This window comes from Sphingomonas sp. ABOLG (genome assembly GCF_003950435.1).
In the GTDB taxonomy this organism is placed as follows: domain Bacteria; phylum Pseudomonadota; class Alphaproteobacteria; order Sphingomonadales; family Sphingomonadaceae; genus Sphingomonas; species Sphingomonas panaciterrae.
This window is the reverse complement of record NZ_QQWW01000020.1, coordinates 1-25,239: the sequence shown is the minus strand read 5'-3', so window position 1 is coordinate 25,239 and position 25,239 is coordinate 1. Positions and strand designations below refer to the sequence as shown.

The following is a 25,239-nucleotide window of genomic DNA, read 5'->3' as shown; positions in this document are numbered from 1 at the left end:
TAGGCCGAGGCCGAAGCGTTGACCAGACCCTGCACGTGCATCTTCCCGTCTGCCTCCCCGGCAGGCGGGCCGAGCCGCGCTCGGTGGGCGCCGTCGAAGCGGTGCCCTGAACTCCGGCACCATCACCCGCTCGCGCCGGACGAGCGACGAAAGGACACGACCATGACCGACACCGACTTCATGCTGGATCTGCTCAACGACCGCGCCATATTTCACGGTGCGTGCGCCTACCCGGACGAGGATATCGGCGCGCTCGCCGCACACTATGCGGCCAAGCGTCTCGCGCTCGACGAACTCGCGGAGGAACTGCGCGCAGCTCGTGCCGATGACAAAGGCTACCCGATGGCACCGCGCACCTTTTGGGTATTCGCACTCGAGATCGGCGGTTGCTGCCGAGCATTCCTATGCGCGACGCAAGCCGAGGCCGATGCGAAGCACCAGGCCTACCTGCAAACCTTCTACAAGGACGAGGACGTGAGGGTTTTTGCCAACTGCGCGGTCGACGAGATCACAATTCAGCCGCGTCGCACGGCGTCAGCCGGCGTGGACGGACGCTACGCGCTCGTCATGACCCTGCAGGGCGATTTCACGGTCACGATTCATGAAACTGCACAGGAGCTCGAAGTGGCCATCGCCGACCTCCGGGAAGAGTACGGCATCGAGCTCGAACATGAAGGCGGCCTGTTCAGCTATCACGCGATCCTGATTCCGCAATGATGTGCGGGACGCCGCCGACAATCTGGCCCCTGACGAAACGTCACGCCGCCAGGGTGGCCAGCTCTAAGCGGCCAAATTCAGCCATAGTCCACGCGGAGGCGCAGCTTGTCGATCTTTCCAGTCGCCTGGAGCGGCATCTGGGGAAGGACGTAGACCTTGTCCGGCATCCACCAGTTCGCGATCCGGCCACGCAGAAGCGCGAGGAGTTCGTCGCTGGTCGGGCGTTCGCCCTCCGTCTCGTGCAGTTCCACCACCAGCACGGAGAGCAGCCGCCCGTCGGCCTGACGCTCCCGCGCCAGCGCCGCGAGGATCTCCGGCGCGCTGCGCGCCGATGCCTGCAGGACGCGCCGCAGCGTCAGGACGTTCTCGGCCTCGCCGCGTACGGTGTCTGCGTCGAGCCGGCCTTCCGCCATTCAGCTCCTCCAATGACCGCTGCGTGTGCGCGGCCGGAACCGGAGAAAGCAGCGCGACCAGCAGGCAGCTCCGGATAACGGACTTCCGTCGTATGGCCTCAGGTCGTGCTTCGCGTCGGCTCGTTCTGGCCCGACGTGTTCGAGATCGGCGGCGAGCGCGCGTCTGAACATTCGAGCAAAAAGTCGTTCAAGCAATGCCACGATTCATAGCCGACCGACACCGGTTCCATCCGAATCCAGCCGCGGGCCTTCGCGCCGACGCCAGTCACGTGACCGGGACCATGCGCGCCGCGATCTCAGCATAGCGGTCAGCGCTTCTGCTGCTCAGAACAGCGGCCTGGCGCCGCGTGGCTGCCGCCGGCCATCCGTTCGCCGGCTTACCTCTACCAGCATCTTGTGGCATCGCGGGCGCGACATGGCGATCGGCGACACCTGGCAGTTCCACGTCCACGCGCACGGCGATGAAGCGCAACCGGTCGTGGTGATCGACAAATTCGCGCCCGACCCGCATGCACTGCGCGAGGACGCGACGTTTCTCTCCTTCTCGCGAATCGGCGCACATTACCCCGGTGTCCGCGCGCTCGTGCCCGAGGCGGTGCTGCACCCGTTTATCACCGCGCTCGAGCCGATCGTGCGTGAGGTGTTCGGTCTCGACGACCTGTCGATCGTTGACAGCTTCTACTCCGTCGTCACGACACCGCCGTCCGATCTCGCGCCGATCCAGCGCCTGCCGCATTTCGACGAAGTCTCCCCCACTCGGCTCGCGCTGCTCCATTATCTGTCACCCGACGAGCGGAGCGGCACCGCTTTTTTCCGCCAGCGCTCGACCGGCTACGAGTCGGTCGATGCCGCGCGCCTGGCTTATTACCGCGCCGCGCTCGCCGACGATCTCGCGCGCCACGGTCTGCCGGATGCCAGCTATATCGGAGTGGACTCGCCGGTGTTCGAGCGCGTCGCGCGTCATCGGGCACGCTTCAACCGCGCCATCCTCTACCGCTCCAACACGCTCCATTGCGCCGACATCCCGCCCGACATGTCGTTCAGCCCCGACCCGTATGACGGCCGATTGACCGTCAACACCTTCCTAGACGCGCGGGGTTGAAGAACCTCGGGCATGCCGGCGCGGATGTGACATCGCTGCCACAGCAGCGGCACAGAGCGCGTTGCCGCGCCGGTGAATACGTATGTAGCTTTCTTGTGACACGGCCGGCATCGGCCGTAGGTCGCCTCCATCACGCCACATAGACACCTAGCGCGTCGCGCGCGGCAGGTGCGGCTTTCGGGGGAGGTTTCCTTTGTTCACGTCATTCACGCCATCACTGTCCGCTCGCGCGCACCTCAGCCTGCGTAGCAGCATGCTCGCCATCGCCGGCGTCATGCTGCTCGCCAGCGGCGCTGCTGCCGCGCAGGAGACGCCAAACCCCAACGCACCGACCGCCAACCCGACGGGCGCGGTCACCGCGACGCAAGCAACGCCGCCCGCCGATCCGACGCCCGACGCCAACGCCAACCCCGATCCGACGACCACCGACACGGGCGTGGGTGAGGGTACCGACATCGTCGTCACCGGCATCCGCGCCGGCCTCGCCAAATCGGCCGATATCAAGCGCCGCTCGACGCTGATCGTCGACTCGGTCTCCGCGGAGGACGTCGGCAAGCTGCCCGACGTGTCGATCGCCGACTCGCTCGCGCGCATCCCCGGCGTGACCGCGCAGCGGCTCGAGGGCCGCGACCAGCGGCTGTCGATCCGCGGCCTCGGCCCCGATTTCTCGACCACGCTCTTGAACGGCCGCGAGCAGGTGACCGTCGGCGACAACCGCGGCGTCGAGTACGACCAGTATCCGTCCGAGTTCTTCCGCAACGTCAACGTCTACAAGTCGGCCGACGCGTCGCTGATCGCCGCCGGCATCTCGGGCACCGTCGACCTGCGCATGCTGCGCCCGCTCGACCAGTCGCAGCGCGTGTTCGCGATCAACGCGCGCGGGCAGATGAACGGGATCGACAATCTCAACCCCGACAGCTCGCGCTACGGCTATCGTGCCTCGGCGACCTACGTCGACAAGTTCGCCGACGACACGCTGGGCATCGCGGTCGGCGTGTCCGCGACGCAGACGCCGTCACAGAACGAGCGTTATAACGCGTGGGGCTATAACGGGACCGGCACTGCCGCCGACCCGTACCGGCTGAGCGGCGCCAAGCCGTATGTCCAGTCGAACGAGCTCAAGCGCTACGGTGCGGTCGCGACGTTGGAGTGGCAGCCGAGCGACAACTTCCACTCGACCTTCGACGCGCTCTACTCGAAGTTCAAGGAAACGCAGATCCTGCGCGGGATCGAGTTCCCGCTCGACGGGCAGGCGCGCACCGCCGATAACCCCACCGGCACCGTGCTGAGCAACACGACGGTCGAGAACGGTTTTCTCACCGCGGGTACCTTCTCCAACGTGTTCGCCGTGCAGCGCAACGATTACAACCGGCGCGACGCGGAGAACCTGTCGCTCGGTTGGAACAACGACTTCACGCTGGGTGAGACGACGCACTTCAACGTCGACGCGAGCTGGAGCCGTGCGACGCGCACTGACTTCCTGCTGGAAACCAACACCGGCACCGGCTTCGCCAAGAGCGGGCTGGCCGACACCGTGCGCGTCACGCAGAACGGCGACGGCACCTTCTCGTTCGCGCCGACGCTCGATTACACCAACACCAGCATCTTCAAGCTGACCGATCCGCAGGGCTGGGGCAACAACGGCACGCAGCAGGTCGTGCAGTCGGGCTTCCTCAACCAGCCCAAGTTCAAGGATGATCTGAAGTCGCTGCGCGCCAGCCTGAACGGCGAGTTCGAGGGCAGCGTGGTGAAGGGCTGGGAAGTCGGCGCGAATTACAGCCGCCGCAAGAAGACCAGCGAGTACACCTCGTTCTTCCTGTGCCCGCGCGGTGCGGGCACCAACTGCACGCTGGCGAGCGGCACGCCGACCAGCGCCAACGTGCCCGCCGAGGCGCAGCTAAACAGCAACATCCCGCTCACCTACCTCGGTATCCCGGCGATGCTGACGCTCGATCCGTTGTACCTGTACAACAATTCGCTGAACGCCGCGTTCGACGGACGTCCGGGCTCGCTGGTGCGCGACAATACGGTGACCGAGAACGTCTACACCGGCTACGCCAAGCTGACGGTCGATGGCGAGGTGAGCGGCAAGGCGCTGAAGGGCGCGCTGGGCGTGCAGGCGATCTACACCGACCAGAGTTCGGACGGCCAGATCGCTGGTCTGACCGGCGGCGTGGTGACGATCGCCCCCGCGAACGAGGGCGCGAAGTTCTGGCGCGTGCTGCCGTCCGCCACCTTCTCGGTCGAACTCATCGACGGGGGCTACGTGAAGCTGGGCGCGTCGCGCACGATGGTGCGCCCGCGCCTGGACCAGGAGCGCGTGACGCAGGACGTGAGCATTAGTCCGGGCAACATCGGCGTGCAGCCGGTCGCGGTGAACCCGGTGTTCAGCTCCAACGGCGGCAACACTTCGCTGCGTCCCTATCAGTCGACCAACGTCGACGTGTCGCTGGAAAAGTATTTCGGTAGCGGCGGCGGCTACGTCGCGCTGTCGGGTTACTTCAAGAAGCTCGACGACTTCGTCAACCCGGCGACCACGATCCCGTTCGACTTCTCGCCCCTGCTCTCGGCCCTCACCCCGGCGCAGCAGGCGCAGGCGATCGCCAATGGTCAGCAGATCGGCACCATCAGCCGTCCGGACAACTCGGGGCGCGGCGACATTCTCGGCGCGGAGGCGACCTTGTCGCTGCCGTTCCGCATGGTGACCAGCGCACTCGACGGCTTCGGCGCATTCGTAACCGGCAACTACACTCAATCGACGATCCGATACGCCAACAATCCCGATCCGATCACCCTGCCCGGCCTGTCCAAGTGGACCGGCAGCGGCACGATCTTCTTCGAGAAATGGGGGTTTCAGGCGCGCGCCAACTATCGCTACCGCTCGTCCTTCCTCGCCGAGGTCGCGGGTCTGTCGGCCAACCCGACGTTCCGCACCGCGCGCGCCGAGGCGATCCTCGATGCGCAGATCGGTTACGAGTTCCAGGATGGGCCGCTGCGCGGCTTCTCGATCATGGCGCAGGGCAAGAACCTGACCGATCGGCCGTTCATCACCTACAACACCGGTGAGCGCGATCAGGTCATCGATTACCAGCGCTACGGCCGCGATTACTACATCGGGCTGACCTACAAGTTCTGAGCCGACCGGCTCGGGTAACGTTCTGATCCTCCCCGATCGGATCACTGGCCGCCCGCGTCACCCCGACGCTGGCGGCCTTTTCTTTGAAGCCCGCGCGTGCGCGCGGTAGGAGGCGCCATGACCCAGACCGACATCGTCATCGCCGGTGGCGGCAGCGCGGGGTGGATGGTCGCGGCAGCGTTGTCGCACTTTCTCCCTGGCCACGCTTATCGCATCCGCCTGGTTGAGTCGGAGACGATCGGCACGATCGGCGTCGGCGAAGCGACGATCCCGCAGATTCAGCTGTTCAACCAGGCGCTGGGATTGGACGAGGACGCCTTTTGCGTGCGACAGGCGGGACGTTCAAACTCGGGATCGAGTTCGCCGGCTGGACGCGCCCGGGCGAGCGATACATGCACGCCTTCGGCGATGTCGGGCGCGAGTCCGGGCTGCTCGGCTTTCACCATCGCTGGCTGCGCGCGCGCGCGGAGGGGACGGTCGCCCCGCTCGGCAACTTCTCGCTCAACGAGGTCGCTGCCCGCGGCGATCGGATGCAGCGCGGTCCGGCGCGCACCGCGCAGATTCTGCCGGCGATGCCCTACGCCTTCCACTTCGACGCGGCGCTCTACGCCCGCCTGCTGCGCCGCTTCGCCGAAACGCGCGGAGTCGAGCGGGTCGAAGAGCGGATCATGTCAGTCGAGCGCGACGGCGAGACGGGCGATCTTTCCGCACTGGTTCTGGAGCACGGCGCGCGCGTGACCGGCGACCTGTTCATCGACTGCACCGGCTTCGCGGCACTGCTGATCAGCGAGGCAATGGGGGTCGGTTACGACGATTGGACGCGCTGGCTGCCGTGCGACCGCGCACTGGCGGTGCCGTCCGCACGCGCGGCCACGTTGACGCCGTACACGCGCGCGACCGCGCATCGCGCCGGGTGGCAGTGGCGCATCCCGCTGCAGCACCGCACCGGCAACGGCATTGTCTACTCCTCCGCCCACCTGTCCGACGATGAAGCGGCGGCGCACCTGCTCGCCAATCTCGATGGCGCGGCGGAAGGTGATCTGCGCCCAATCAGGTTCACGACCGGCAAGCGGCAGGAGATGTGGCGCGGCAACGTCGTCGCGGTCGGGCTCGCCTCGGGCTTCATGGAACCACTCGAGTCAACCAGCCTCCATCTCGTACAGACGGCGATCGCGCGGCTGCTCAAGATGCTGCCGGGGCGTGCGTCGGCACAGGCGCAACGCAACGAATATAATGCCCAGGCCAATTTTGAATATGAGCGCATCCGCGATTTCCTGATCCTGCATTATCACGCGAACGCGCGCGATGAACCGTTCTGGCAGGAACGCCGCGCCGCCGACCTGCCCGACACGCTGCGCCAAAAGATCGAGGTATGGTGCGAGCAGGCGCACGTCACGCGCGAGCACGAGGAACTGTTCACCGAGGTCGCGTGGATCCAGGTACTGATCGGACAAGGCGTGATCTCGCGTGGCTACCACCCGATCGCCGACGCGGAGACGCGCGCCGACAATGACGAGTACCTCGATCTAATGCGGCAGCTGATCGCGCGTGAGGCAGCGCAGATGCCGCGGCACGACGCCTTTGTCGCGCAGCATTGTGCAGCACGAACGCCGGTCTAGGCTGAGGCGCGTACCACCAGCCGCGAAGGAAGCAGCAGGTCGTCGGTCGGCTCGCCCGTGATCTGACGGATCAGCGTGTCGACCAGTTCGGCGCCGCCGCGGCCGTAATCCTGCGCGACCGTGGTAAGCGGCGGGTGCGTGTGGCTGGCGGCGGGGATGTCGTCGAACCCGATCAGCGCCACGTCGCCGGGTACCGACCGCCCGGCCTCGCTCAGCGCGCGCAGGGCACCGAGCGCGAGGAGGTCGGACGCGCAGAACACCGCGTCGAACGCGATCCCGCGCGCGAGCAACCGCTGCACCGCCTCGTAACCCTTCTGCTCGACAGACAGCGCATCGACGTGGAGGCCGGGATCGACCGGCAGGCCGGCCGCGCGCAATGCCTCGGCAAGACCGGCGTAGCGGTCGCGGAACTCGGGATAACGCTCGCTCGCCTCCCCGATGTAGGCGATGTTCCGGCACCCGCGCGCGATCAGATGCTCGCCCGCGGCACGCCCGCCCGCGACATTGTCGCAGCCGATCGTGGTGCCAACCCCGCTCGGCGCACCCCAGCGCACGAAGCGCGTACCCTGCGTGACCAGTTGCTCGACCCGGGCGCGGTAATCCTCCCAATCGCCGTAGCCGAGCAGGATCAGTCCGTCGGCGCGGCGCGTGTCCTCGTAATCGACGTGCCAGTCCGCCGACCAGCGCTGGAACGAGGTCAGCAGGTCGTAGCCGCGCTGGCTGCACGTCTTGAGAATCGAACCGAGCATCGCGAGAAAGAACGGGTTGATGTTCGATCCGTCGGGCAGCGGGTCCTCGAAGAACAGCAGCGCCAGCGTCTTCACCTCGCCGCGGCGAAGCGACGAGGCGGCGCGATCGACCTTGTAGTTCAGCTGCTGCGCGATCGCCTCGATCCGCATCCGTGTCCGCTCGCTGACCGTCTTGTCGCCGCGCAAGGCGCGCGACACGGTCGGCTGCGACACGCCCGCGAGTTCGGCGATGTCGAACGACGTCGGGCGGTCGGCGGAAGAAGGGCGGGAGCCGGAGGGGGAAGCGGGGCGCGCCATGACGGCGAAGATCAATCCTCTCAATTCGTTGCCGGCAGTGTAGGCGCGGCCGGCCCGCGTGTGAATACGTATGCTACGCGCTTGGCATTCCTCCGCGCGCACCGCAAACCGCCGCCCGAGTCGGGAGGGGACAAGATGATGCGGGGCAGGATGATACGGGCGGTGCTCGCGGCGACGACGCTCGCGGCTGGCACTCCCGCGCTGGCGCAAGTTGCACCGACGCAAGCGACGCTCGAGGCGCTGCGCGCGCGGCTGCCGCAGGACGAGGTGATCTACTTCGCGCTGCCCGACCGGTTCGACAATGCCGACCCCAGTAACGATCGCGGCGGGTTGACCGGCGACCGCCTGCGCACCGGCTATGATCCGACGTCGAAAGGCTTCTATCACGGCGGCGACCTGAAAGGGTTGATGCGGCGGTTGCCGTATATCCAGTCGCTCGGCGCGACCGCGATCTGGGTCGGGCCGATCTTCAAGAACAAGCCCGTCCAGGGCGCGCCGGGGCAGGAGAGCGCGGGTTATCACGGTTACTGGATCACCGACTTCAACCACGTCGACCCGCATCTGGGGACGGACGCCGAGTTCAAGGCACTGGTCGATGCCGCGCACGCGCGCGGGATCAAGGTGTACATGGACATCATCGTCAACCACACCGCCGACGTGATCCAGTATCGCGAGTGCGGTAGGTGCGTTTACCGCAGCCGCGCAGACTATCCCTATCAGCGCCGCGGCGGCGTGAACGGTCCGGCGATCAACGCCGGCTTCGCGGGCGACGACGTGCAGGCCGCGGCGAACTTCGCGAAGCTCACCGACCCGACCTACGCCTACACGCCGTATCTGGCGAAGGGGGAGGAGCACGCCAAGTCGCCCGACTGGCTGAACGACATCCGCCTCTACCACAATCGCGGCAACACCACGTTCGAGAACGAGAGTTCGACATTGGGCGACTTCGTCGGGCTCGATGATCTGATGACCGAGAACCCGCGCGTGGTCTCGGGCATGATCGACATCTTCGGCGGCTGGATCGACCGTTTCGGCATCGACGGTTACCGCATCGACACCGCGCGCCACGTCAATCCCGAGTTCTGGCAGGCGTTCGTTCCCGCCATGCAGGCGCGCGCGAAAGCGAAGGGCATCCCGAACTTCCACATCTTCGGCGAAGTGTCGCACGGCTCGGTCGACGCCGGCGCGCTCGCCGAGCATACCCGCGTCGACAAGCTGCCGGCGGTGCTCGACTTCGCATTCCGCCAGGCGGTGATCGAGACGGTCGCGGGGAAGCGTGGCACCGACGCGTTCGAGGTGCTGTTCAAGGGCGATCCGCTATACGAAGGCGGCGCTGATGCTGCGCAGCAGTTGCCGACCTTCGTCAGCAACCACGACAACGGCCGTTTCGCCTATTACGTTCGCCAGGCGTTCCCGCAGGCGAGCGACGACGAGGTGATGGCTCGCGTGATGCTGGGCAATGCCATGCTGTTGTCGCTGCGGGGTGTGCCGACGGTCTATTCGGGCGACGAACAGGGGTTCACCGGCGACGGCAACGACCAGGACGCGCGCGAGGACATGTTTGCCAGCCGCGTGGCGAGCTACAATGACAACCGGCTCCTCGGCACGACGACCACCACCGCGACGGCGCATTTCGGGCAGGACAATCCGCTGTTCAAGCAGACGGCGCAGCTCGCGCGGCTGCGCGTCGCGACGCCGGCGCTGACGCGCGGACGGCAGGTGTTGCGCGCGCGTGAGGAGAAGCCCGGACTGCTCGCGATCTCGCGCTTCGATCCGACGACCAACGCCGAGGTGCTGCTCGCCTTCAACACCAGTGCAACGCCGATCGAGCGGCTGATCGAGGTCGAGCCCGACGCCGACACTGCGCGCGTGCTGGCGGGTAGCGGGTGCGCTGCGCAGGTCGCGGCACCCGGATCGCTGCGTGTCACGCTGCCCGCGTTCGGTTACGCCGTGTGCGCGCTGGGGGCGACACAATGACCGATACAATGACGAACAAGACGGATGGCGCCTGGTGGAAGGGCGCGGTCATCTACCAGATCTACCCGCGCAGCTTCGCCGACGCGAATGGCGACGGCGTGGGGGACCTGGCGGGCATCACCGCGCACCTCGATTACGTCGCCGCACTCGGCGTCGACGCGGTATGGATCTCGCCCTTCTTCACCTCGCCGATGGCCGATTTCGGCTATGACGTGTCGGATTACTGCGACGTCGACCCCGTGTTCGGCACGCTCGCCGATTTCGACGCGCTGGTCGCGCGCGCGCACGCGCTAGGGCTGAAGGTGCTGCTCGATCAGGTGTGGGCGCACACTTCCGATCAGCATCCGTGGTTCAAGGACAGCCGCAGCAGCCGGACGAGCGCGCACGCCGACTGGTACGTGTGGCGCGATGCCAAGCCCGACGGCAGCCCGCCGACCAACTGGCAGTCGGTGTTCGGTGGCCCGGCGTGGACGTGGGACGCGCGGCGCGGGCAATATTACCTGCACAATTTCCTGAAGGAACAGCCGCAGATCAACGGCCACAACGCGCACGTGCAGGCGGCACTGCTCGACGTCGCGCGCTTCTGGCTTGATCGCGGCGCCGACGGCTTCCGCCTCGATGCGCTCAATTTCCTGATGTACGATCCCGCCTTTCCGGATAATCCGCCAGCTGCGGACGACGGCAAGCCCCGCACGCGTCCGTTCGATTTCCAGGAGCACCGCTACAACCAGAGCCACGCCGACATTCCCGCTTTCATCGAGCGCATCCGCACGGTGTTCGACGAGTACGGCGACCGCTTCACCGTGGCCGAGGTCGGCGGCCCCGACAGCGACCGCGAGCGCAAGCTGTTCACCGCCGACGACCGGCGCTTGAACAGCTCCTACGGCTTCGACTTCCTCTACGCGCCCGCGCTGACCTCGGCAGCGGTCGTCGAGGCGGTGACGAAATGGCCCGATGAGCCGGGTGTCGGCTGGCCGAGCTGGGCGTTCGAGAACCACGACGCGCCGCGCGCGATCTCGCGCTGGTGCGCGCCGGAACACGCTCCTGAGGTTCGGGGCGCCTTCGCGCGAATGAAGATGCTGCTGCTCGGCTGCTTACGCGGCAATCCGATCCTCTACTACGGCGAGGAGCTCGGGCTGACGCAGGTCGACGTGCCGTTCGAGCTGCTGCAAGACCCGGAGGCGATCGCGAACTGGCCGCTGACGCTGAGCCGCGACGGCGCGCGCACGCCGATGCCGTGGAAGCGCGATGCCGCTCAGCTCGGCTTCTCGACCGCCCAGCCGTGGCTGCCGCAGGGCGACGATCACGCGAGCCTCGCGGTCGACGTGCAGGAAGCAGACGCGGATTCGCTGCTCCACTGGACGCGACGCGTGCTGGCGCTGCGCCGCGACGAGGCCGCGCTCAGGCTCGGCGACTTCGAGGTGCTCTACGCCGACGACGCGCTGCTCGTGTTCGCGCGCAATCATCGCAACGACCGCGTCGTCTGCGCCTTCAACCTGTCGGCCGAGCCGCAGGTCTGGGCGGATGCCGCCGACCTCACTCCCCTGCTCTCGATCGGCGTCACCGGTGCCGATCTTGTCCCCTATGGCGCGCTGATCGCGCGAAAGGACTGAATTCGATGAAGACCATGCTGCTGGCGCTCGCCGCCGCCACCTCCGCGCTCACGCCCACGATCGCGTTCGCGCAGGACACGCGCGCGGGCGTGCCCTCGCCCGGCGACAATGTCGTCGCGCGCGGCGCCTCGCCCGATGGTACGATCACCGTGTCGGTCGCGATCGACGGCGACGGGCGCGCGACCTACGCGGTGGCGCGCCGAGGCAAGCCGGTGATCGCGCCCAGCGCACTGGGCTTCCTGTTCACCGACGCGCGCAAGATCGACCGCAATCTCGCGCTCGCCTCGACCTCGCAGTCCAAGAGCGACACGTCGTGGACGCAGCCGTTCGGCGAGTGGAAGACGATCCGCGACAACCACAACGAGCTGGTCGTCCGCCTGCGCGAGACCAAGAACCTCAACCGCGAAATGGTGGTCACCTTCCGCATCTTCGACGATGGCGTCGGTTTCCGTTACTCCTTCCCCAACCAGCCCAACCTGCACCACGCAAACATCGCGGAGGAGCTGACACAGTTCGCGCTCGCCGAGGACGGCACCGCGTGGTGGAAGCCCGCGTTCGAGTGGAACCGCGAGGAATATCTCTACAACAAGACTCCGATCAGCGCGGTCGGCACCGCGCAGACCGTTTTCACCGCCAAGCTGTCGAGCGGCACGCACGTCGCGATCCACGAGGCCGCGCTGGTCGATTATTCGGCAATGAACCTCGCGCAGGTCGCCGGCACCACCACGCTACGCGCGGTGCTGACGCCCGGCTCTGGCGCGCCCAAGGTCAGCCGCGACGCGCCGTTCGCGACCCCGTGGCGCACGATCATCATCGCCGATGATGCGCCGGGCCTCTACATGAGCCATATCGAGCTCAACCTGAACGAGCCGAACAAGCTGGGCGACGTCAGCTGGATCAAGCCGGGCAAGTTCGTCGGCGTGTGGTGGAACATGATCAAGGGCGACTGGACCTGGGCGACAGGACGCAAGCATGGCGCCACCACCGCCAACGTGAAAAGCTACATCGACTTCGCCGCGGCCAACAAGATCCCCGGCGTGCTGGTCGAGGGGTGGAACGTCGGCTGGAACGGCGACTGGTTCGGTGACGGCACGGGGATGCAGTTCGATCAGCCGACCCCCGACTTCGACGCCGCCGAACTGGCGCGCTACGCCAAGTCGAAGGACGTCTACATCATCGGCCACAACGAGACCGGCGGCTCGGTCAGCCACTATGACGCGCAGCTCGACCGCGCGTTCAAATACGCGCAGGACCACGGCATTCCCGCGATCAAGACCGGCTACGTTACCGACGCAGGCGAGATCGAGCGCGTCGACGCCGACGGCTCCAAGCACCGCGAGTGGCACGAAGGGCAGTGGATGGTGAACCACTACAGCCGCGTGGTGGAAACCGCCGCCAAGTACCGCATCGGGATCGACAGCCACGAGCCGGTCAAGGACACGGGGCTGCGCCGCACCTATCCGAACTGGCTCAGCCGCGAGGGTGGCCGCGGGATGGAATATAACGCCTGGCCGGGCAAGAACCCGCCCGAGCACGAGGCGAACATGTTCTTCACCCAGTGGCTGGGCGGTCCGATGGACTTCACGCCCGGCGTGCTGAGCCTGACGGGGTCGAACGGCAGCCCGCTTGAATCAACCGAGGCGAAGCAGCTCGCGCTCTATGTCGTGATCTACTCGCCGGTCGCGATGGCGGCGGACACGCCGGAGAATTACGCCAAGCACATGGACGCGTTCCAGTTCATCCGCGACGTGCCGGTCGACTGGTCCGACACGCGCGTGCTGAACGGCGAGGTCGGCGATTACGTCACGGTCGCGCGCAAGGATCGCGCGTCGAACGACTGGTATCTCGGCAGCATCACCGACGAGACGGCCCGCACGCTGACCGTCGCGACCGATTTCCTCGACCGCGGCAAGACCTACACCGCGCAGGTGTACCGCGACGGCGACGATGCCGACTACAAGACCGAGGCGCGCCACTCGATCAAGATCGAAACGATCAAGGTGCGCGGCGGCGACACGCTGACGATCAAGCTGGCGCCCGGCGGCGGGCAGGCGATCCGCTTCGTGGCGCCGGGCGGACGTATCCGTCGCTGATGAACGGCGCGCCGCCTCTGTCCCCGCGTATCGTCGTGCTCGGCGGCGGCACCGCGGGGTGGATGGCGGCGTGCCTGTTCGCAAAAGCCTGGCCGCAGGCGCGCGTGACCGTGGTCGAGGCGCCGGAGATCGGCATCGTCGGGGTCGGCGAGGGATCGACCCCGCAACTCCGCGCATTGTTCGTGCGACTGGGCATCGCCGAGGACGCGTGGATGCCCGCGGCGGACGCGACCTACAAGACCGGCATCCGCTTCTGTCAACGGCGGTCGGATTTTAGGCCAGCATGGCGGAGTAAAAGCAGGCCAGTGAATGTGGCGCGGATGATATGCAAAGGGCCCCGATCGGGGCCCTTTGCATATTGGCCGTTTTCGGCATTTCAGTCGGGCGTGGTGGCCTGGTTTTGGTCCGCCCCGGCGGTGCGGCGGCGGCGGGCAGACTGCTTGAGCCGGTAGCTGTCGCCATTCATGGCCAGGATGCTGACGTGGTGGGTAAGGCGATCAAGGAGCGCGCCAGTCAGCCGCTCAGAGCCCAGGACCTGGGTCCAGTCCTCGAAGGGTAGATTTGAGGTCACGATCGTGGAGCCGCGCTCGTAGCGCTGGGAGAAGGTTTCGAACAGCAGTTCGGCCCCCGTCGGCGAGAGCGGGACATAGCCCAGTTCATCGACAATCAGCAGTTTTACGGCGGCAAGTTCGCGCTGCATCCTCAGGAGCCGCTTTTCATCGCGGGCCTCCATCAACTGGTTCACCAGGGCGGCAGCGGTGGTGAACAGGACGCTGAAGCCCTTCTGGCAGGCGGCCAAGCCCAGGGCGAGCGCTACATGGGTTTTGCCTGTCCCGCTGTTGCCCAGCGCGATGATGTTTTCCCGCCGCAGGATATACTCGCAACGCGCCAGTTCGAGCACGAGCATCTTGTTGAGGCTGGGGATGGCCGTGAAGTCGAAGGTGTCCAGGCTCTTGACCGCCGGGAACCGGGCGGCGCGGATACGGCGCTCCACCGTGCGCCGCTCCCGGTCGATGAGTTCCAGCTCGATAAGGCGCAGAAGATAGCGGGTATGATCCACGCCATCGCGCGCACATTCCCGGGCCAGCTTCTCATACTCGCGCAGCACGGTGGGCAATTTGAGCTGCTTGAGATGATGCGCCAGCAGCACCTGCGGCGTGCCCGCCGTCGTGCCGATGGGCATCTTGTCATCCCCCGCCCGGCTCATGCAGCGATCCCCGGCAGCAGGCTGGCATAGTCGGCAGCGCGTGTGGTCTTGACCTCCATCCTGGGCAGGTGCGGATACGCTTCCAGGTCGAGCCGGGCGGGTCTACGCTCGATCCGCGCCAGTGCGATCTGCTTGACCGCATCGAAGCCGATAGCCCCGATGTGGATGGCCTCTTTCACCGCGAAGGTCACCACCTCCATCGGCATTGCCTCAAGCAGGCGCAGGACCTGAATGAACTCGCGCTTCCCCTTGTTGCCCATCCGCACCTCAAGGAGATGCCGCAGGTGCTGGAAGTCCTCCGGCAGGGTCCAGTCCTGAAGCGCGGCGGCCTGATCGAGCGCGCCTGGTTTGGTCTCGATCAGCGCTAGATAATGCAGCGGGTTTGCCACAAACATGGCCTCGCCATAACAGCGCGGATGACGGGCAATCTCCTCGCCCCCGCACAGGATGACAACCCGGTCGACGAAGCCCTTCACTACAACGTCCTGGAAGCCATAGCAGGTCGGCACCGAGTAATCGTTGGTGCGGTAGCGCACGAGCGCGGTCGAGGAGACGCGTGCCCCCTTGGTCTCGCATGGTTCGAACGTGCCGGCGGGCAGCGGGCGCAAAGCCGCCAGATCTGCCGCCAGGCGCTCCCCGATCGTCTCGGTGTGGCGCCCGGCTCGCTCTTCCTGCCGGGCCCGGCACCGCCGTTCCAGCTCTGCGTTGAAGTCGTCATAGGTCGCCGCGCGCGGGATCGGCACCATGAAGTGCGAGCGCGCATACTTCACCAGCCCTTCGACCTTCCCCTTGTCGTTGCCCTTGCCTGGGCGGCCAAAGCGATCGGCAAACAGGTGGTGGCTGACCAGCCCCGTGAAGGCCTGGGTCCGCTCACGCTTGCCATCCCCGCAGATTTTGGCGACCGCGATCTTGGTATTGTCGTACAGGATCGAGAGCGGCACCCCGCCAAAGAAGGCGAACGCGCAAACATGTCCGTCCAGAAAGGCTTCCGTCGTCTCGGCAGGATAGGCCTTCACAAAACAGGCATCCGACTGCGGAAGGTCCATGCAGAAGAAATGCACCTTCTGCCGCACTCCACCGATCACGCCCACCGCTTCGCCAAAGTCCACCTGAGCGTGCCCTGGCGGATGCGCCAGCGGCACGAAGGTCTCGCGGCTGCGCACACGGCTCTGCCGCACGTAATCCTTCACCACCGTATAGCCACCGCCGTAGCCATGTTCATCGCGCAACCGCTCAAAAATCCGCTTGGCCGTATGCCGCTGCTTGACCGGCGCGACGTAATCCTCAGCCAGTATCCGGTCGATCACCGGCAGCAACAATCCTAGCTTCGGCTTGGCGACAGGCTTGGAGCGCGTGTAGCCAGGCGGCAGCGAGAAACGGCACATCTTCGCGATCGTCTCTCGGCTCAGGCCGAAAACCTTCGCTGCCTCCCGCTGGCTGTTCCCTTCAACAAACACAAAGCGGCGTACCGCTGCATAGCTCTCCACGGCAAACATCCCCGGCCGCTCCAAAAAGAGCAACCTTACCAATGGCTGGTTTTTACTCCGCCGCGCTCAGCAATTTGCCGGCGCTCCATTGGCCTGGTTTGTCACCGCCCTGCACAGATGAGCTTTCGAGGAAACAAGATGAGCTGCCGAAGACGGCCGTTCGTTCAGCGCGAGATTGCCGGTTTCTCGGTCACCGATTGAAAACTCTAGGAACGAGCAATCGCGACCAGCTCCCAGGAAAACTGAACCAATCGACGGTTGTCAGCGGGTCGGCATGCGGCGTTCCCACAATCGGTTCGCTTATGGGAGGACGCGGCAGGTTCGCCTACCGCGTCCGTGACCATCAGAAAGCGTGGCGCATGCCGATGACAAAGTTGCGGCCCCGCAGTGGTGACTGGTCCTTGACGAACGAAGTATGCGCGAACGCCAACTCGTTGAGCAAGTTGGTGCCGCGTACGTAGAGTTCCACCGCCCTCGCCTGTCCAAGGTCAAACCGGTAGCTCACCGTGGCATTGAGCATGTCGTAACCGGGCGTGCGCATCTCATATGAAGCCACCTTGTCCTGCTCGAAGGTATGGTAATATTCCACGTCTCCCGACAGCGGACCGGCGCTATGCTCATAGCGTGCGCCAAGGCGCCCCGGTGGGATGCGGGGAAGGTTGTCGTTTTCGCTTTTCAGCTTCGCGTCGACATAGTCGCCGAACACCGTCACGCGCGATGCGGGCGTGACTTGATAGCTCAATTGCCCGTCGATGCCAGCGAAGCGCGCGTTCGCAGCGGTGTAGACCAGGAAATTGTGAGGAACGCCGGTCCCGTTTTCGGTCTCGATCAGCCGCGCAAAGACGTAGTCGCTGACATCCTGGTAGAACATGCCGATCTCGAACCCTAGCGCGCCATCCGTCTTGCGGAACGTCAGGTTGATCGCATCGGTGGACTCCAGGATGTCCTCTGCCGACACGCCCCTGTTCTCGAAACCCTCAACCTCGGCCACCAGCCCAAGTTCGTAGCTGTTGGTCGCCAGGTTGTTGCCGCGCGCATACAGCTCACGAACGCTCGGCGCCCGTTCGGTATGCCCGTAAGAAAGGGCCAGCGAATACCCCTGCCCGACGTTCCAAGTAGCACCGAGCGATGCCGAGAGCGGATCGTGCCGGACCGTCGGGTTCCTGGTGCGGAAGCGCTCGACGTCCTCGCCTTCGAGCACAGCTTGCCAATCGGCTCCGTACCATTCGACGAACAGCGCCGCGAGTTCCGGACCGACAGTGGACCGCCAGGTTGGCACCCCAACGTCCATCTTCCGCCAGTCCTTGCGCACGGCGGCTTCGACATCGATCGCGCCGAACGAGCGGCGCTCGCTCAGGAAGATGCCTACATTCTCGGTGGAGTAGTCCGGACTGCCATCAAAGCCATAGGCACCGTCGGGGAACGGCCGGTGCAGATCATTCACATTGATGCCGCCGAACTTGCCGTCTGTATATTGTACACCCAGCGTGCCCGTGAAGCCGAGAACCGGCTTGTGCGTCAGCTCGAAGCGGCCGTCGTAAACCTTGTTGGTGAAGCGTGAGAACAGAAGCTCGCCATCGATCTCGTCATGCGCATAGTCGGTGTAGGAAAGACGCAGCCGCGCGTAGGCGAAGCCCGGAAGCAGGTCGTCATAGTCCCCGCGGACATCGACGCGATCACTGCGCAACTTGATATAGGCAGTATGGTCGTCCGACCCGCCGAACGGGTCTTCGAACCCGCCATGCGCTTCGCAATGCAGGTCGAGACCGTGGGTGTGGCAGACGCCATTGATGTGGCTGTGGCCGGGTAGGCCATATTCACTGCTCATGCGCGTGAAGGCGGCACCGAGATAGCCCCTCGATGTGATCCACGACGCACCGACGCTGTAGCTGGTACTCTCCGCAAAGGAGTCGCGCAGCTTGTCAGAGCCGTAGGCGTCCGGCACGTCATAGTCCTCGGCGCTGCGGCGCACAGCCTCGGCATGTACCGCGAACTGGCCGATGCCGGCGGTGACACGCCCGACGACCGTCTTCTCCTCGTCGCCGGTGCCGTAGCGCACCTCGGTCGCGCCGCTCAGTCCGCCTAGCGGCACCGCTTTGGGCACCTTGCCGTCGATCAGGTTGATCGCGCCATTGGTCGCGTTGCCGCCATAGCGGATCGCCGCTGGCCCGCGCTGAATCTCTATCGCGTCGAGCAGCAGCGGATCGGTAGTGATGGCGTGATCGGGCGAGATCGAAGAGGCGTCGAACAAATTGGCTCCGTCGGTCAGCACCTCGATGCGGGGCAGCGTCTGTCCACGGATCACCGGGCGCGAAGCGCCACCGCCAAAATTGTCGAGATGCACGCCAGGCAGGCCGGCGAGCGTCTCCCCGAGGCCACCTTGCCGACGATGCGCAAGGTCCTCGCCGGCGAGAACCTGAACCGGCAATGCTGTGCTTTCCTTGTCCAGCGAACGGCCGGTCACGATGATATCGCTTGTACGGGCACCTCCGCGCTCGTCACGTTCCGTCTCTTTATGCTCGGACACCTCTTGGCTCCACGCAATTCGCGGAACGCCCAACGTCCAAGCGGTCGCAGCTAAAAACGCTGCGGCTCGTCGTTTCCTCTTCGTGCTCAAGATTCTTCCCCAGCTGACCCCGGAAGCTTCGCGTATGATATGCTATAACATATAGTCAAGGTTCATAAGGAGAGCCGAGAGCAGGCAGTAGTCTTTAGGCACGGTACGTTCGCCGGCTCGGACTCGCCCGCGTCGCCCGGCTGTCGCGATCGATCGCCTGCGCGCTGATCGCCTTTCCCGTAACTCGATCGCTTTTGGGAAAGGCGGTGCCGCGCTTTGTCGGCGATCGGCATCGACGTTCCCGTAAGCGGACATCCCGCTTTCCACCCAATCTCAGCCATTCAGGGGCCCGCGGGTAATCATCCAACGCCGACATTTATGCGGCCTGCCAGCGGCCGAGCTGAGGGTATCGCGCGGGTATCTATCCGCATCAGCGTGCCGGGCTCCCAGCTATTCTGCCCCTTTCCCTATATGATGGCGGGGACAATCTCCGCCGTGCCGACATCGTGGCAAGTCGATCGATTAGCTCTTGGAATGCACGTGCTCGTTTGCAAGCATCTCGAGCGTTCGATCGCTAAAGGAGGGTTGTGATGCGATTAACGGTTTTCCCGATTGTTCTAGCATTCGCTGTTCCCGGGCACTCGCAGGAGGTCTCGGTGCCGTCCGTCGCAACCGCTTCTCCAGGCGGCTATGCCAATCCGCTTCAACTGGACACGGACAGGTATAAGCGCGCCAACTCCAAAACCCGGCGCTCCTCTGCCCCTTTTGGGCTTTGCAATGGAAAACCGCTGAGCAAGGCCAAGCGCGCTGCTTTGGAAAGCGCCTACGCAACTCGAGCCAAGACGAATGAGAGGCAGGCATCCAGGTGGCTGAGGACGCAATGCGGTCCGAACGAGGCCTGGACAATCTCACGGGCTGTCCAACGACGCGGAGTGGTCCGCTGAAGTCCAACGCCATATGCGGGACAATAGCCAGCGCAAAGTGGAAGAAGCCGCCACCGTCATTTGCGGTAAGACGTTCCGGATCCCGGACGGAGGAGACGATATCAATCCGGATCGAGTTGCGAAGTGCTTGAATTAGCTTTTAGAACATGAGAACGAAAAGATATTCTTTAGGAGAAGGCACAACGAAATTTGTTAGACCGCTTTCGTTAGGTTTAATTGCGCTGTCATAATTCTCTATTACTAGTATAGCATCGGCAGAGAGTACCTCTTGTAGAACCAAGCGCCTTAATTTCGAGAACGCTGTGGTTGCCGTCAATGCATCACGAGGACCATGGAGGGAGCCGCTCTATCAAGCTTATTTGAAAGCTGCTGCGAGCGACTATTTCAATCATTGTGGCCTAACGTAACAGCATCAGTTTCCTGCCAATCCGCTGTTCTTTAACGGTCCACCGCGCGCCTGAGATTCGACGTGCGGTTTGCCGTTAAGACACAAAGCGGACCAGCGACGTATGAGAATGTGCAGCGCGCCTGCTGCGGGCCCGCCCCCGCTCCGAAGGTGGCACGAAAGCAATCGACCGGCTCAACTCGACACAGTTACGTCGCCTCTTGGCGAGTTGTACTGGTTCCGTTCAGCACTTGTGATCAGATTGAGAGGCGCTTGTTGGAGAACGTTATGTTGCGAGGACTAGGCCGCCTGATCACTGGCTCAATGATGTTTTATATCGCACCGGCAAGCGCCCAGTATGCTCCCGTTGATACCACGCCTATGGGGCAAACCGCGACAGGCGTGATGGCCAACAAAATTTCCGGCGACATCGCTAGCAGAAATGTGCGCTCCAATTCGGTCTCAAGTCGATGCCTGGCGGACTCCGGCCCGGGTGCGGAACGTCGAGCAATGGAAGCCCAATATGATAAATTGCTCCGGTCGAACGGCCGGCAGCGCGCCGATGCATGGAGGGCTGAGCACGGGCGTCGCTATCGCGCGAAACTCAAAGCGGAAGGGAAGTGCAGGTAAGCGTAATCGGTTTCGATCGACCGCTTGCCGCCCAATCTTGATCGTACAGCCCCCTGCTCGCGATTACGCAAAACGTGCATTGGTATATGCTGCTACCAAGCGGGTGCGAGAGGGTGCGGTACGGGTATAATCACCGGAACAGCGAGTGCCGCACCCGTAAAGTTTCGGGCGCTGAAGGGCTGCAGTGCCCGAGGCAAACTCCTCCATCAATCTCACTCTCCCGAGCCAGACGGCTTGGCTCGGCCCAGAAAGAAATCAACGGTCCGTGCCTGCCGTGCCACCAATCAGGACGATCTGAGTTAAGAAGGAATGAAGGATTATGTTCGCCAGCTTCGTTCCAAAGCTCAAAAAGCTCGTCGCGCCGCCGATGAGTTCGCGGGTGACAAGTCGGCATGCAGTATGCGCTCGTTCGCCAACGAACTGGAACGTCGCGCCGACGCGATCGAGCTCGACGGAGATACTCATCTTCGGCAAGTGACATACCAGAGCGAAGCTCGCGCTCGAGTAGCTCGCGCCGATCTAGATGCTATCTTAGTTAAGTCTCGAAGATACAACGGGATCGATGGCATTACTGGCCTACTGTGGAGTGACGGTGATCGGTTCACTCAGCTTCTCGAAGGCCCGCCGGATAGCGTCGCGTCGACGTTGAGGCGTATCATCGCGGACAAGCGCCATCGCAATATTCAAATTATCGTTGATCAACTCGTGGAGGAACGCGCCTTTGGCGATTGGTCGATGGCCCACCTGTCGGCAGATCGCGGAGAAGCACATCAAGAAAGGGTGGCGGTCCTGCTGGCAGGAGCCCCGGCAAACGTCCGGGAGGCGTTTGCACAGCTGATGGGCTCGGCTTAGCAATTCGACCAGCACGCAGTTTGAGAAGGCCGTCGCCATGGCGGAGGCAACCTCCACGTCGATCCGGAGGGGGCTCAGGCGGGACAGAAGACGGGCTCGTTGTGCGCAGTGTCCATCGGGGTATGGTGAGCCATGCCGCTGCGCGTAACCGTTCCTGACGAACCCTCCGAAGCGCACCAGGACCTCGTCTTGGCGCTGCTACACGCCCACAATGTGAGCCGGGCCGGTGATCCGCGCATTAAGCCAGTGGCCGTCCTGCTGACGGACGAAGACGGAGCCCACGTGGGCGGGCTATGGGGGCAGTGCGCCTATAATTGGCTGTTTGTGGAGCTGATCGCCATTCCCGAGGAGCATCGCGGCCACAACCATGGAACGGCGCTAATGGAGCAAGCCGAGGCCATTGCGCGGGCCAACGACTGTATCGGGGTTTGGTTAGATACCTTCGAGTTCCAAGCACGTGGCTTCTACGAAAAGCTGGGCTACGAGGTTTTCGGCGCGATCGACGATCATCCTGCGGGCCAAAAGCGGTTCTTCCTCAGCAAACGATTGTAGGGCGGATCTCGTTCAGGTCTCAGCGGCGGAGGGTACCTCCGCTGCGATCTGCGTAAAGGCGGAAGTTTTGCTTACGCCGCACGCCCGGTCGATCAGGATCCACTCACAAGGGTTTCGAGCGCGATCGCGGATTTAAGCGAGGCCCTTGGCCGAAACTGGGCCGCTAGCCGCCAGTCCGCTTTCAGCTCGGATCGTCGGATAGCGGCCATGCGCCAACTGTACGTTCATCTAGAACTCCACGCCCGGTGAGGCGCCAAACGACCCTTCCAAAGTGTACGAATGTTACTAGTCTGTTCACACGATGAGCAAAGAAGATCAACAAGGTGAATACGGCCAGAGCGCGATCGATACCGTTCGTGCCTCTAGAGATGGACACGCTTTCCACGAAGCTTGGGCGGCTCGGTCGGCTTTGGAGTTGCTCCCTCCAGCGACGACGTTGACAGCGATCGCGCTTGAAGATTTTTCGGTCGAGGATGCAGAAGGCATCAGCGACGAAGCGGCAGAAATAGCCGACATGGTCCGATACTACGGATCAACCGACGTTACCCGCGCTGATCAGGTCGCGGTGACTCAGTTTAAGTATTCGATCCGCAAGAAGGACGTTGCGATCAGGGCCGCAGAATTGAGGAAGACGCTCAAGAAATTTTTGCAAGCAGACCTCGATTTCCGCGTCAAACATGATGACGCGACCGTAGAAGCGGTCGTGCGGTACGAGTTTGCCACCAACCGGCCCATTCATGAAAATCTGCTAGCGGCAATCGCGGCGGTCATAGCGGGAGACGATGGGACCGGCGACGTCGTGACTCAGGTCGGTCAACTGAAGGATGCCAATCGCGAGAAGGAGGCCGATCTTCCCTCAGTTCTTAAGCGGCTTACCCTGTCGGGGAATCTCGGCAGTCTCAAAGAAGCGGAGCACAGCGCTCGCCATCTGCTCGCTTCTTGGAGCGATGCCAGCGATCCGGATTCTCGTAAGAAGCTTTTGCAACTACGCAGTTTGGTTCGAAGCAAAGCTGGCTTTGACGGGCAAGGCAATAACCTGATCGACCGGGTTTCGGTGCTTGCTGAGCTTGAGATCGACCACGAGAGCCAACTTTATCCGACGCCCGATGCATTTCCTCCGGTTGGCAACGTCATTCAACGACCCGTCGCGAAGGACATCGAACTCGCGACCCGCTCTCAAACGCTTCCCGTCATTGTCCATGCTGCCGGGGGAATGGGAAAGACCGTCCTTATGCAGGCGGTCGCCGAGCAGATGCGACTGCAGGATGAGGTCGTAGTATTCGACGGCTTCGGCGCCGGTAAATGGCGGGACATCTCGGACGGAAGGCATCGTCCGGAGCGCACGCTCGTCCATCTCGCCAACCTTCTCGCCGGTGAGGGCGTCTGCGACATTCTGCTGCCGCTCTACGATCATACGACATTGATGGCAGCATTTCGCCGCCGGCTCGAGCAGGCGGTCAGCACAATCAACCAGACGTCGGAGACCGCGCGCGTCGTCCTGGTTCTCGACGCAATCGATCACGCCGCGATGCAGGCAAAGGAGGACGGAACCCCATCGTTCGCACACCTGCTTTTGGAGAGCCTTGCCATCACCCCAATCGAGGGCGTCGTGGTTATCGCATCTTGTCGAACCGAACGGTTGGCGTTGGCCGTCCGGAACGCGGCGCATTTTCCTATTCCAGTGCCGCCTTTTAGCGACGAAGAAGCGCAGCGGCTCATTCTGGCGCGAGACCCGGCTGCCGGCACAGCCGAGATCGCTGCGTTGCAAGGACGTTCCGGAAACAACCCCCGCGTTCTGGACGCGTTACTAAATGCCGGGCGACCGTACGATGGCCCTCGCCCGGGCGGCGAGGAGGCGACCAATGACCAAGTGCTCGATGCCTTGCTCTCAGACCGGATCGGCAAGGCGCGCGACGCGGCGCTCGCAAAAGGCGCAAAGCCGGACGAGATCGACCTATTGCTTTCGGGCCTTGCGGTGCTGCCGCCCCCCCGTTCCTCTGGGGGAACTCGCTGCCGCCCATGGGCTTCCCGACGCTGAGGTCGAGAGCTTCGCAGCCGATTTAACGCCCCTGCTTGAGCGTACTCCGCACGGCCTGATGTTCCGCGACGAACCGACGGAAACATTCATCCGCACTACGATGGCACAACGGCCGGAAACGCGTGATCGCGTGGTTGCGCGACTGCAGGAGCGGCATGTCCGTCGTCAGAACATTCGGCACAACTCGCGGCGTAAATTAGCGGAGTGCGGGCCTCGTCTCGGGGTTGATGTTATGCGGCGAGCTTGCGGTGTTGCAAGCGTCGATATTCGATGGTCTGTCGTTTGATCCTTTCGCGTTGTTTGATGATGGCGGGTGCCCTACCGAAGTAGGCATCGGCGGGCGTCACGTTGCTGAGGCTCTCGTGGTAACGCTGGTGGTTGTAGTGCTCGACGAAGGCCTCGATCCGGGCCTCGAGGTCGCCGGGCAGGAAGTAGTTTTCCAGCAGGATGCGGTTTTTCAGGGTCTGATGCCAGCGCTCGATCTTGCCCTGGGTCTGCGGGTGTAGCGGGGCACCGCGCACATGGCTCATCTTCTGGGCCTCGATGTATTCCGCCAGTTCGCCGGCGATGTAGCTGGGGCCATTGTCCGACAGCAGCCTTGGCTTGTGCAGCACCGTGGCGCTGTCGCAGCCCGATGCGGCCAGTGCCATGTCCAGCGTGTCGGTCACGTCCTCGGCGCGCATGTTGGTGCACAGCTTCCAGGCGATGATGTAGCGTGAGAAGTCGTCGAGCACGGTCGACAGGTGTTCCCCGTCAGCGCCAATGGCACAGATTTGAGGTTGTGAATTAAGGAGTGTTGGGGCTTCGTCGTAGTGACGAAGGAACGAAGATGAAGCCCCAACACTCCTTGAAAAAATCGCCTGCCAAGGCC

Annotated in this window: 15 protein-coding genes and 2 pseudogenes; 11 read left to right on the top strand and 6 right to left on the bottom strand. The window is 64.0% G+C overall.

Features of this window, described 5'->3' with window-relative positions; translation table 11 throughout:
- The first annotated feature begins 162 nt into the window (after positions 1-162).
- A complete protein-coding gene (locus CA236_RS16940) occupies positions 163-717 on the top strand; it encodes a hypothetical protein (RefSeq protein ID WP_125946507.1) in 555 nt (184 codons plus the stop codon).
- Positions 718-794: 77 nt separating this feature from the next.
- Here the strand turns inward: CA236_RS16940 and CA236_RS16935 are convergent, their stop codons facing one another.
- A complete protein-coding gene (locus tag CA236_RS16935; protein ID WP_125946506.1) occupies positions 795-1,130 on the bottom strand; it encodes a hypothetical protein in 336 nt (111 codons plus the stop codon).
- A 415-nt stretch (positions 1,131-1,545) separates the two neighbouring features.
- Between CA236_RS16935 and CA236_RS16930 the strand changes: the two genes are divergently transcribed.
- From CA236_RS16930 to CA236_RS16920, 3 genes and pseudogenes are all read left to right on the top strand, one after another.
- Complete coding sequence (locus CA236_RS16930) at positions 1,546-2,232, top strand: DUF6445 family protein (RefSeq protein ID WP_125946505.1); 687 nt, start codon at positions 1,546-1,548, stop codon at positions 2,230-2,232.
- 274 nt (positions 2,233-2,506) lie between these two features.
- Positions 2,507-5,368 carry a TonB-dependent receptor gene (locus tag CA236_RS16925; protein ID WP_125946523.1) on the top strand — a complete coding sequence of 954 codons (2,862 nt, stop codon included), beginning with the start codon at positions 2,507-2,509 and terminating at the stop codon, positions 5,366-5,368.
- 117 nt (positions 5,369-5,485) lie between these two features.
- Positions 5,486-6,987 (top strand): annotated as a pseudogene (locus CA236_RS16920) (tryptophan halogenase family protein).
- Here the strand turns inward: CA236_RS16920 and CA236_RS16915 are convergent.
- The gene (locus CA236_RS16915) at positions 6,984-8,033 is read right to left on the bottom strand and encodes a LacI family DNA-binding transcriptional regulator (RefSeq protein WP_125946504.1); all 1,050 of its coding nucleotides are present in this window, start codon (positions 8,031-8,033) and stop codon (positions 6,984-6,986) included. The pseudogene CA236_RS16920 and the gene CA236_RS16915 sit on opposite strands and share 4 nt — an antisense overlap.
- Positions 8,034-8,183: 150 nt before the next feature.
- Between CA236_RS16915 and CA236_RS16910 the strand changes: the two genes are divergently transcribed.
- The 4 genes and pseudogenes from CA236_RS16910 to CA236_RS16895 all read left to right on the top strand — a co-directional run.
- Complete coding sequence (locus CA236_RS16910; protein ID WP_241212731.1) at positions 8,184-10,010, top strand: alpha-amylase family glycosyl hydrolase; 1,827 nt, start codon at positions 8,184-8,186, stop codon at positions 10,008-10,010.
- Complete coding sequence (locus CA236_RS16905) at positions 10,007-11,623, top strand: alpha-glucosidase (RefSeq protein WP_125946503.1); 1,617 nt, start codon at positions 10,007-10,009, stop codon at positions 11,621-11,623. The genes CA236_RS16910 and CA236_RS16905 overlap by 4 nt, the downstream gene beginning before the upstream one ends.
- Positions 11,624-11,628: 5 nt before the next feature.
- Entirely contained in the window at positions 11,629-13,716 is a 2,088-nt protein-coding gene (locus CA236_RS16900; protein ID WP_125946502.1) for a glycoside hydrolase family 97 protein, read from the top strand.
- Positions 13,716-13,970 (top strand): annotated as a pseudogene (locus CA236_RS16895) (tryptophan 7-halogenase); the annotation flags it as partial. The gene CA236_RS16900 and the pseudogene CA236_RS16895, both read left to right, overlap by 1 nt.
- Positions 13,971-14,092: 122 nt before the next feature.
- Here the strand turns inward: CA236_RS16895 and istB are convergent.
- The 3 genes from istB to CA236_RS16880 form a co-directional block, all read right to left on the bottom strand.
- A complete protein-coding gene (gene istB / locus CA236_RS16890; protein ID WP_125946501.1) occupies positions 14,093-14,923 on the bottom strand; it encodes an IS21-like element helper ATPase IstB in 831 nt (276 codons plus the stop codon).
- The gene (istA, locus tag CA236_RS16885; RefSeq protein ID WP_093068369.1) at positions 14,920-16,419 is read right to left on the bottom strand and encodes an IS21 family transposase; all 1,500 of its coding nucleotides are present in this window, start codon (positions 16,417-16,419) and stop codon (positions 14,920-14,922) included. Before istA ends, istB begins: the two co-directional genes overlap by 4 nt.
- 334 nt (positions 16,420-16,753) lie before the next feature.
- Entirely contained in the window at positions 16,754-18,874 is a 2,121-nt protein-coding gene (locus CA236_RS16880; RefSeq protein ID WP_231621909.1) for a TonB-dependent receptor, read from the bottom strand.
- Positions 18,875-21,235: 2,361 nt separating this feature from the next.
- Between CA236_RS16880 and CA236_RS16875 the strand changes: the two genes are divergently transcribed.
- From CA236_RS16875 to CA236_RS16865, 3 genes are all read left to right on the top strand, one after another.
- Positions 21,236-21,778: a BLUF domain-containing protein gene (locus CA236_RS16875; protein WP_125946500.1), complete on the top strand. Its 543-nt coding sequence runs from the start codon at positions 21,236-21,238 to the stop codon at positions 21,776-21,778.
- Between the two features lie 132 nt (positions 21,779-21,910).
- A complete protein-coding gene (locus CA236_RS16870) occupies positions 21,911-22,330 on the top strand; it encodes a GNAT family N-acetyltransferase (protein ID WP_125946499.1) in 420 nt (139 codons plus the stop codon).
- Between the two features lie 301 nt (positions 22,331-22,631).
- On the top strand, positions 22,632-24,368 hold the full coding sequence (locus tag CA236_RS16865) for a hypothetical protein (protein WP_125946498.1): 1,737 nt from the start codon (positions 22,632-22,634) through the stop codon (positions 24,366-24,368).
- Positions 24,369-24,598: 230 nt separating this feature from the next.
- On the opposite strand, the gene CA236_RS16860 is transcribed toward CA236_RS16865, so the two are convergent.
- Positions 24,599-25,239: integrase core domain-containing protein (locus tag CA236_RS16860; protein WP_241212730.1), on the bottom strand; the 641-nt coding region annotated here is incomplete at its 5' end.

Bases quoted from the DNA above. Each gene is read 5' to 3' on its own strand.
- CA236_RS16935 (WP_125946506.1), bottom strand. From the start codon at position 1,130: ATGGCGGAAGGCCGGCTCGACGCAGACACCGTACGCGGCGAGGCCGAG.
- CA236_RS16870 (WP_125946499.1), top strand. From the start codon at position 21,911: ATGCCGCTGCGCGTAACCGTTCCTGACGAACCCTCCGAAGCGCACCAG.
- CA236_RS16865 (WP_125946498.1), top strand. From the start codon at position 22,632: ATGAGCAAAGAAGATCAACAAGGTGAATACGGCCAGAGCGCGATCGAT.
- CA236_RS16905 (WP_125946503.1), top strand. From the start codon at position 10,007: ATGACCGATACAATGACGAACAAGACGGATGGCGCCTGGTGGAAGGGC.
- CA236_RS16900 (WP_125946502.1), top strand. From the start codon at position 11,629: ATGAAGACCATGCTGCTGGCGCTCGCCGCCGCCACCTCCGCGCTCACG.
- CA236_RS16910 (WP_241212731.1), top strand. From the start codon at position 8,184: ATGATACGGGCGGTGCTCGCGGCGACGACGCTCGCGGCTGGCACTCCC.
- istA (WP_093068369.1), bottom strand. From the start codon at position 16,419: ATGTTTGCCGTGGAGAGCTATGCAGCGGTACGCCGCTTTGTGTTTGTT.
- CA236_RS16930 (WP_125946505.1), top strand. From the start codon at position 1,546: ATGGCGATCGGCGACACCTGGCAGTTCCACGTCCACGCGCACGGCGAT.
- CA236_RS16915 (WP_125946504.1), bottom strand. From the start codon at position 8,033: ATGGCGCGCCCCGCTTCCCCCTCCGGCTCCCGCCCTTCTTCCGCCGAC.
- CA236_RS16875 (WP_125946500.1), top strand. From the start codon at position 21,236: ATGAAGGATTATGTTCGCCAGCTTCGTTCCAAAGCTCAAAAAGCTCGT.
- CA236_RS16925 (WP_125946523.1), top strand. From the start codon at position 2,507: ATGCTGCTCGCCAGCGGCGCTGCTGCCGCGCAGGAGACGCCAAACCCC.
- istB (WP_125946501.1), bottom strand. From the start codon at position 14,923: ATGAGCCGGGCGGGGGATGACAAGATGCCCATCGGCACGACGGCGGGC.
- CA236_RS16940 (WP_125946507.1), top strand. From the start codon at position 163: ATGACCGACACCGACTTCATGCTGGATCTGCTCAACGACCGCGCCATA.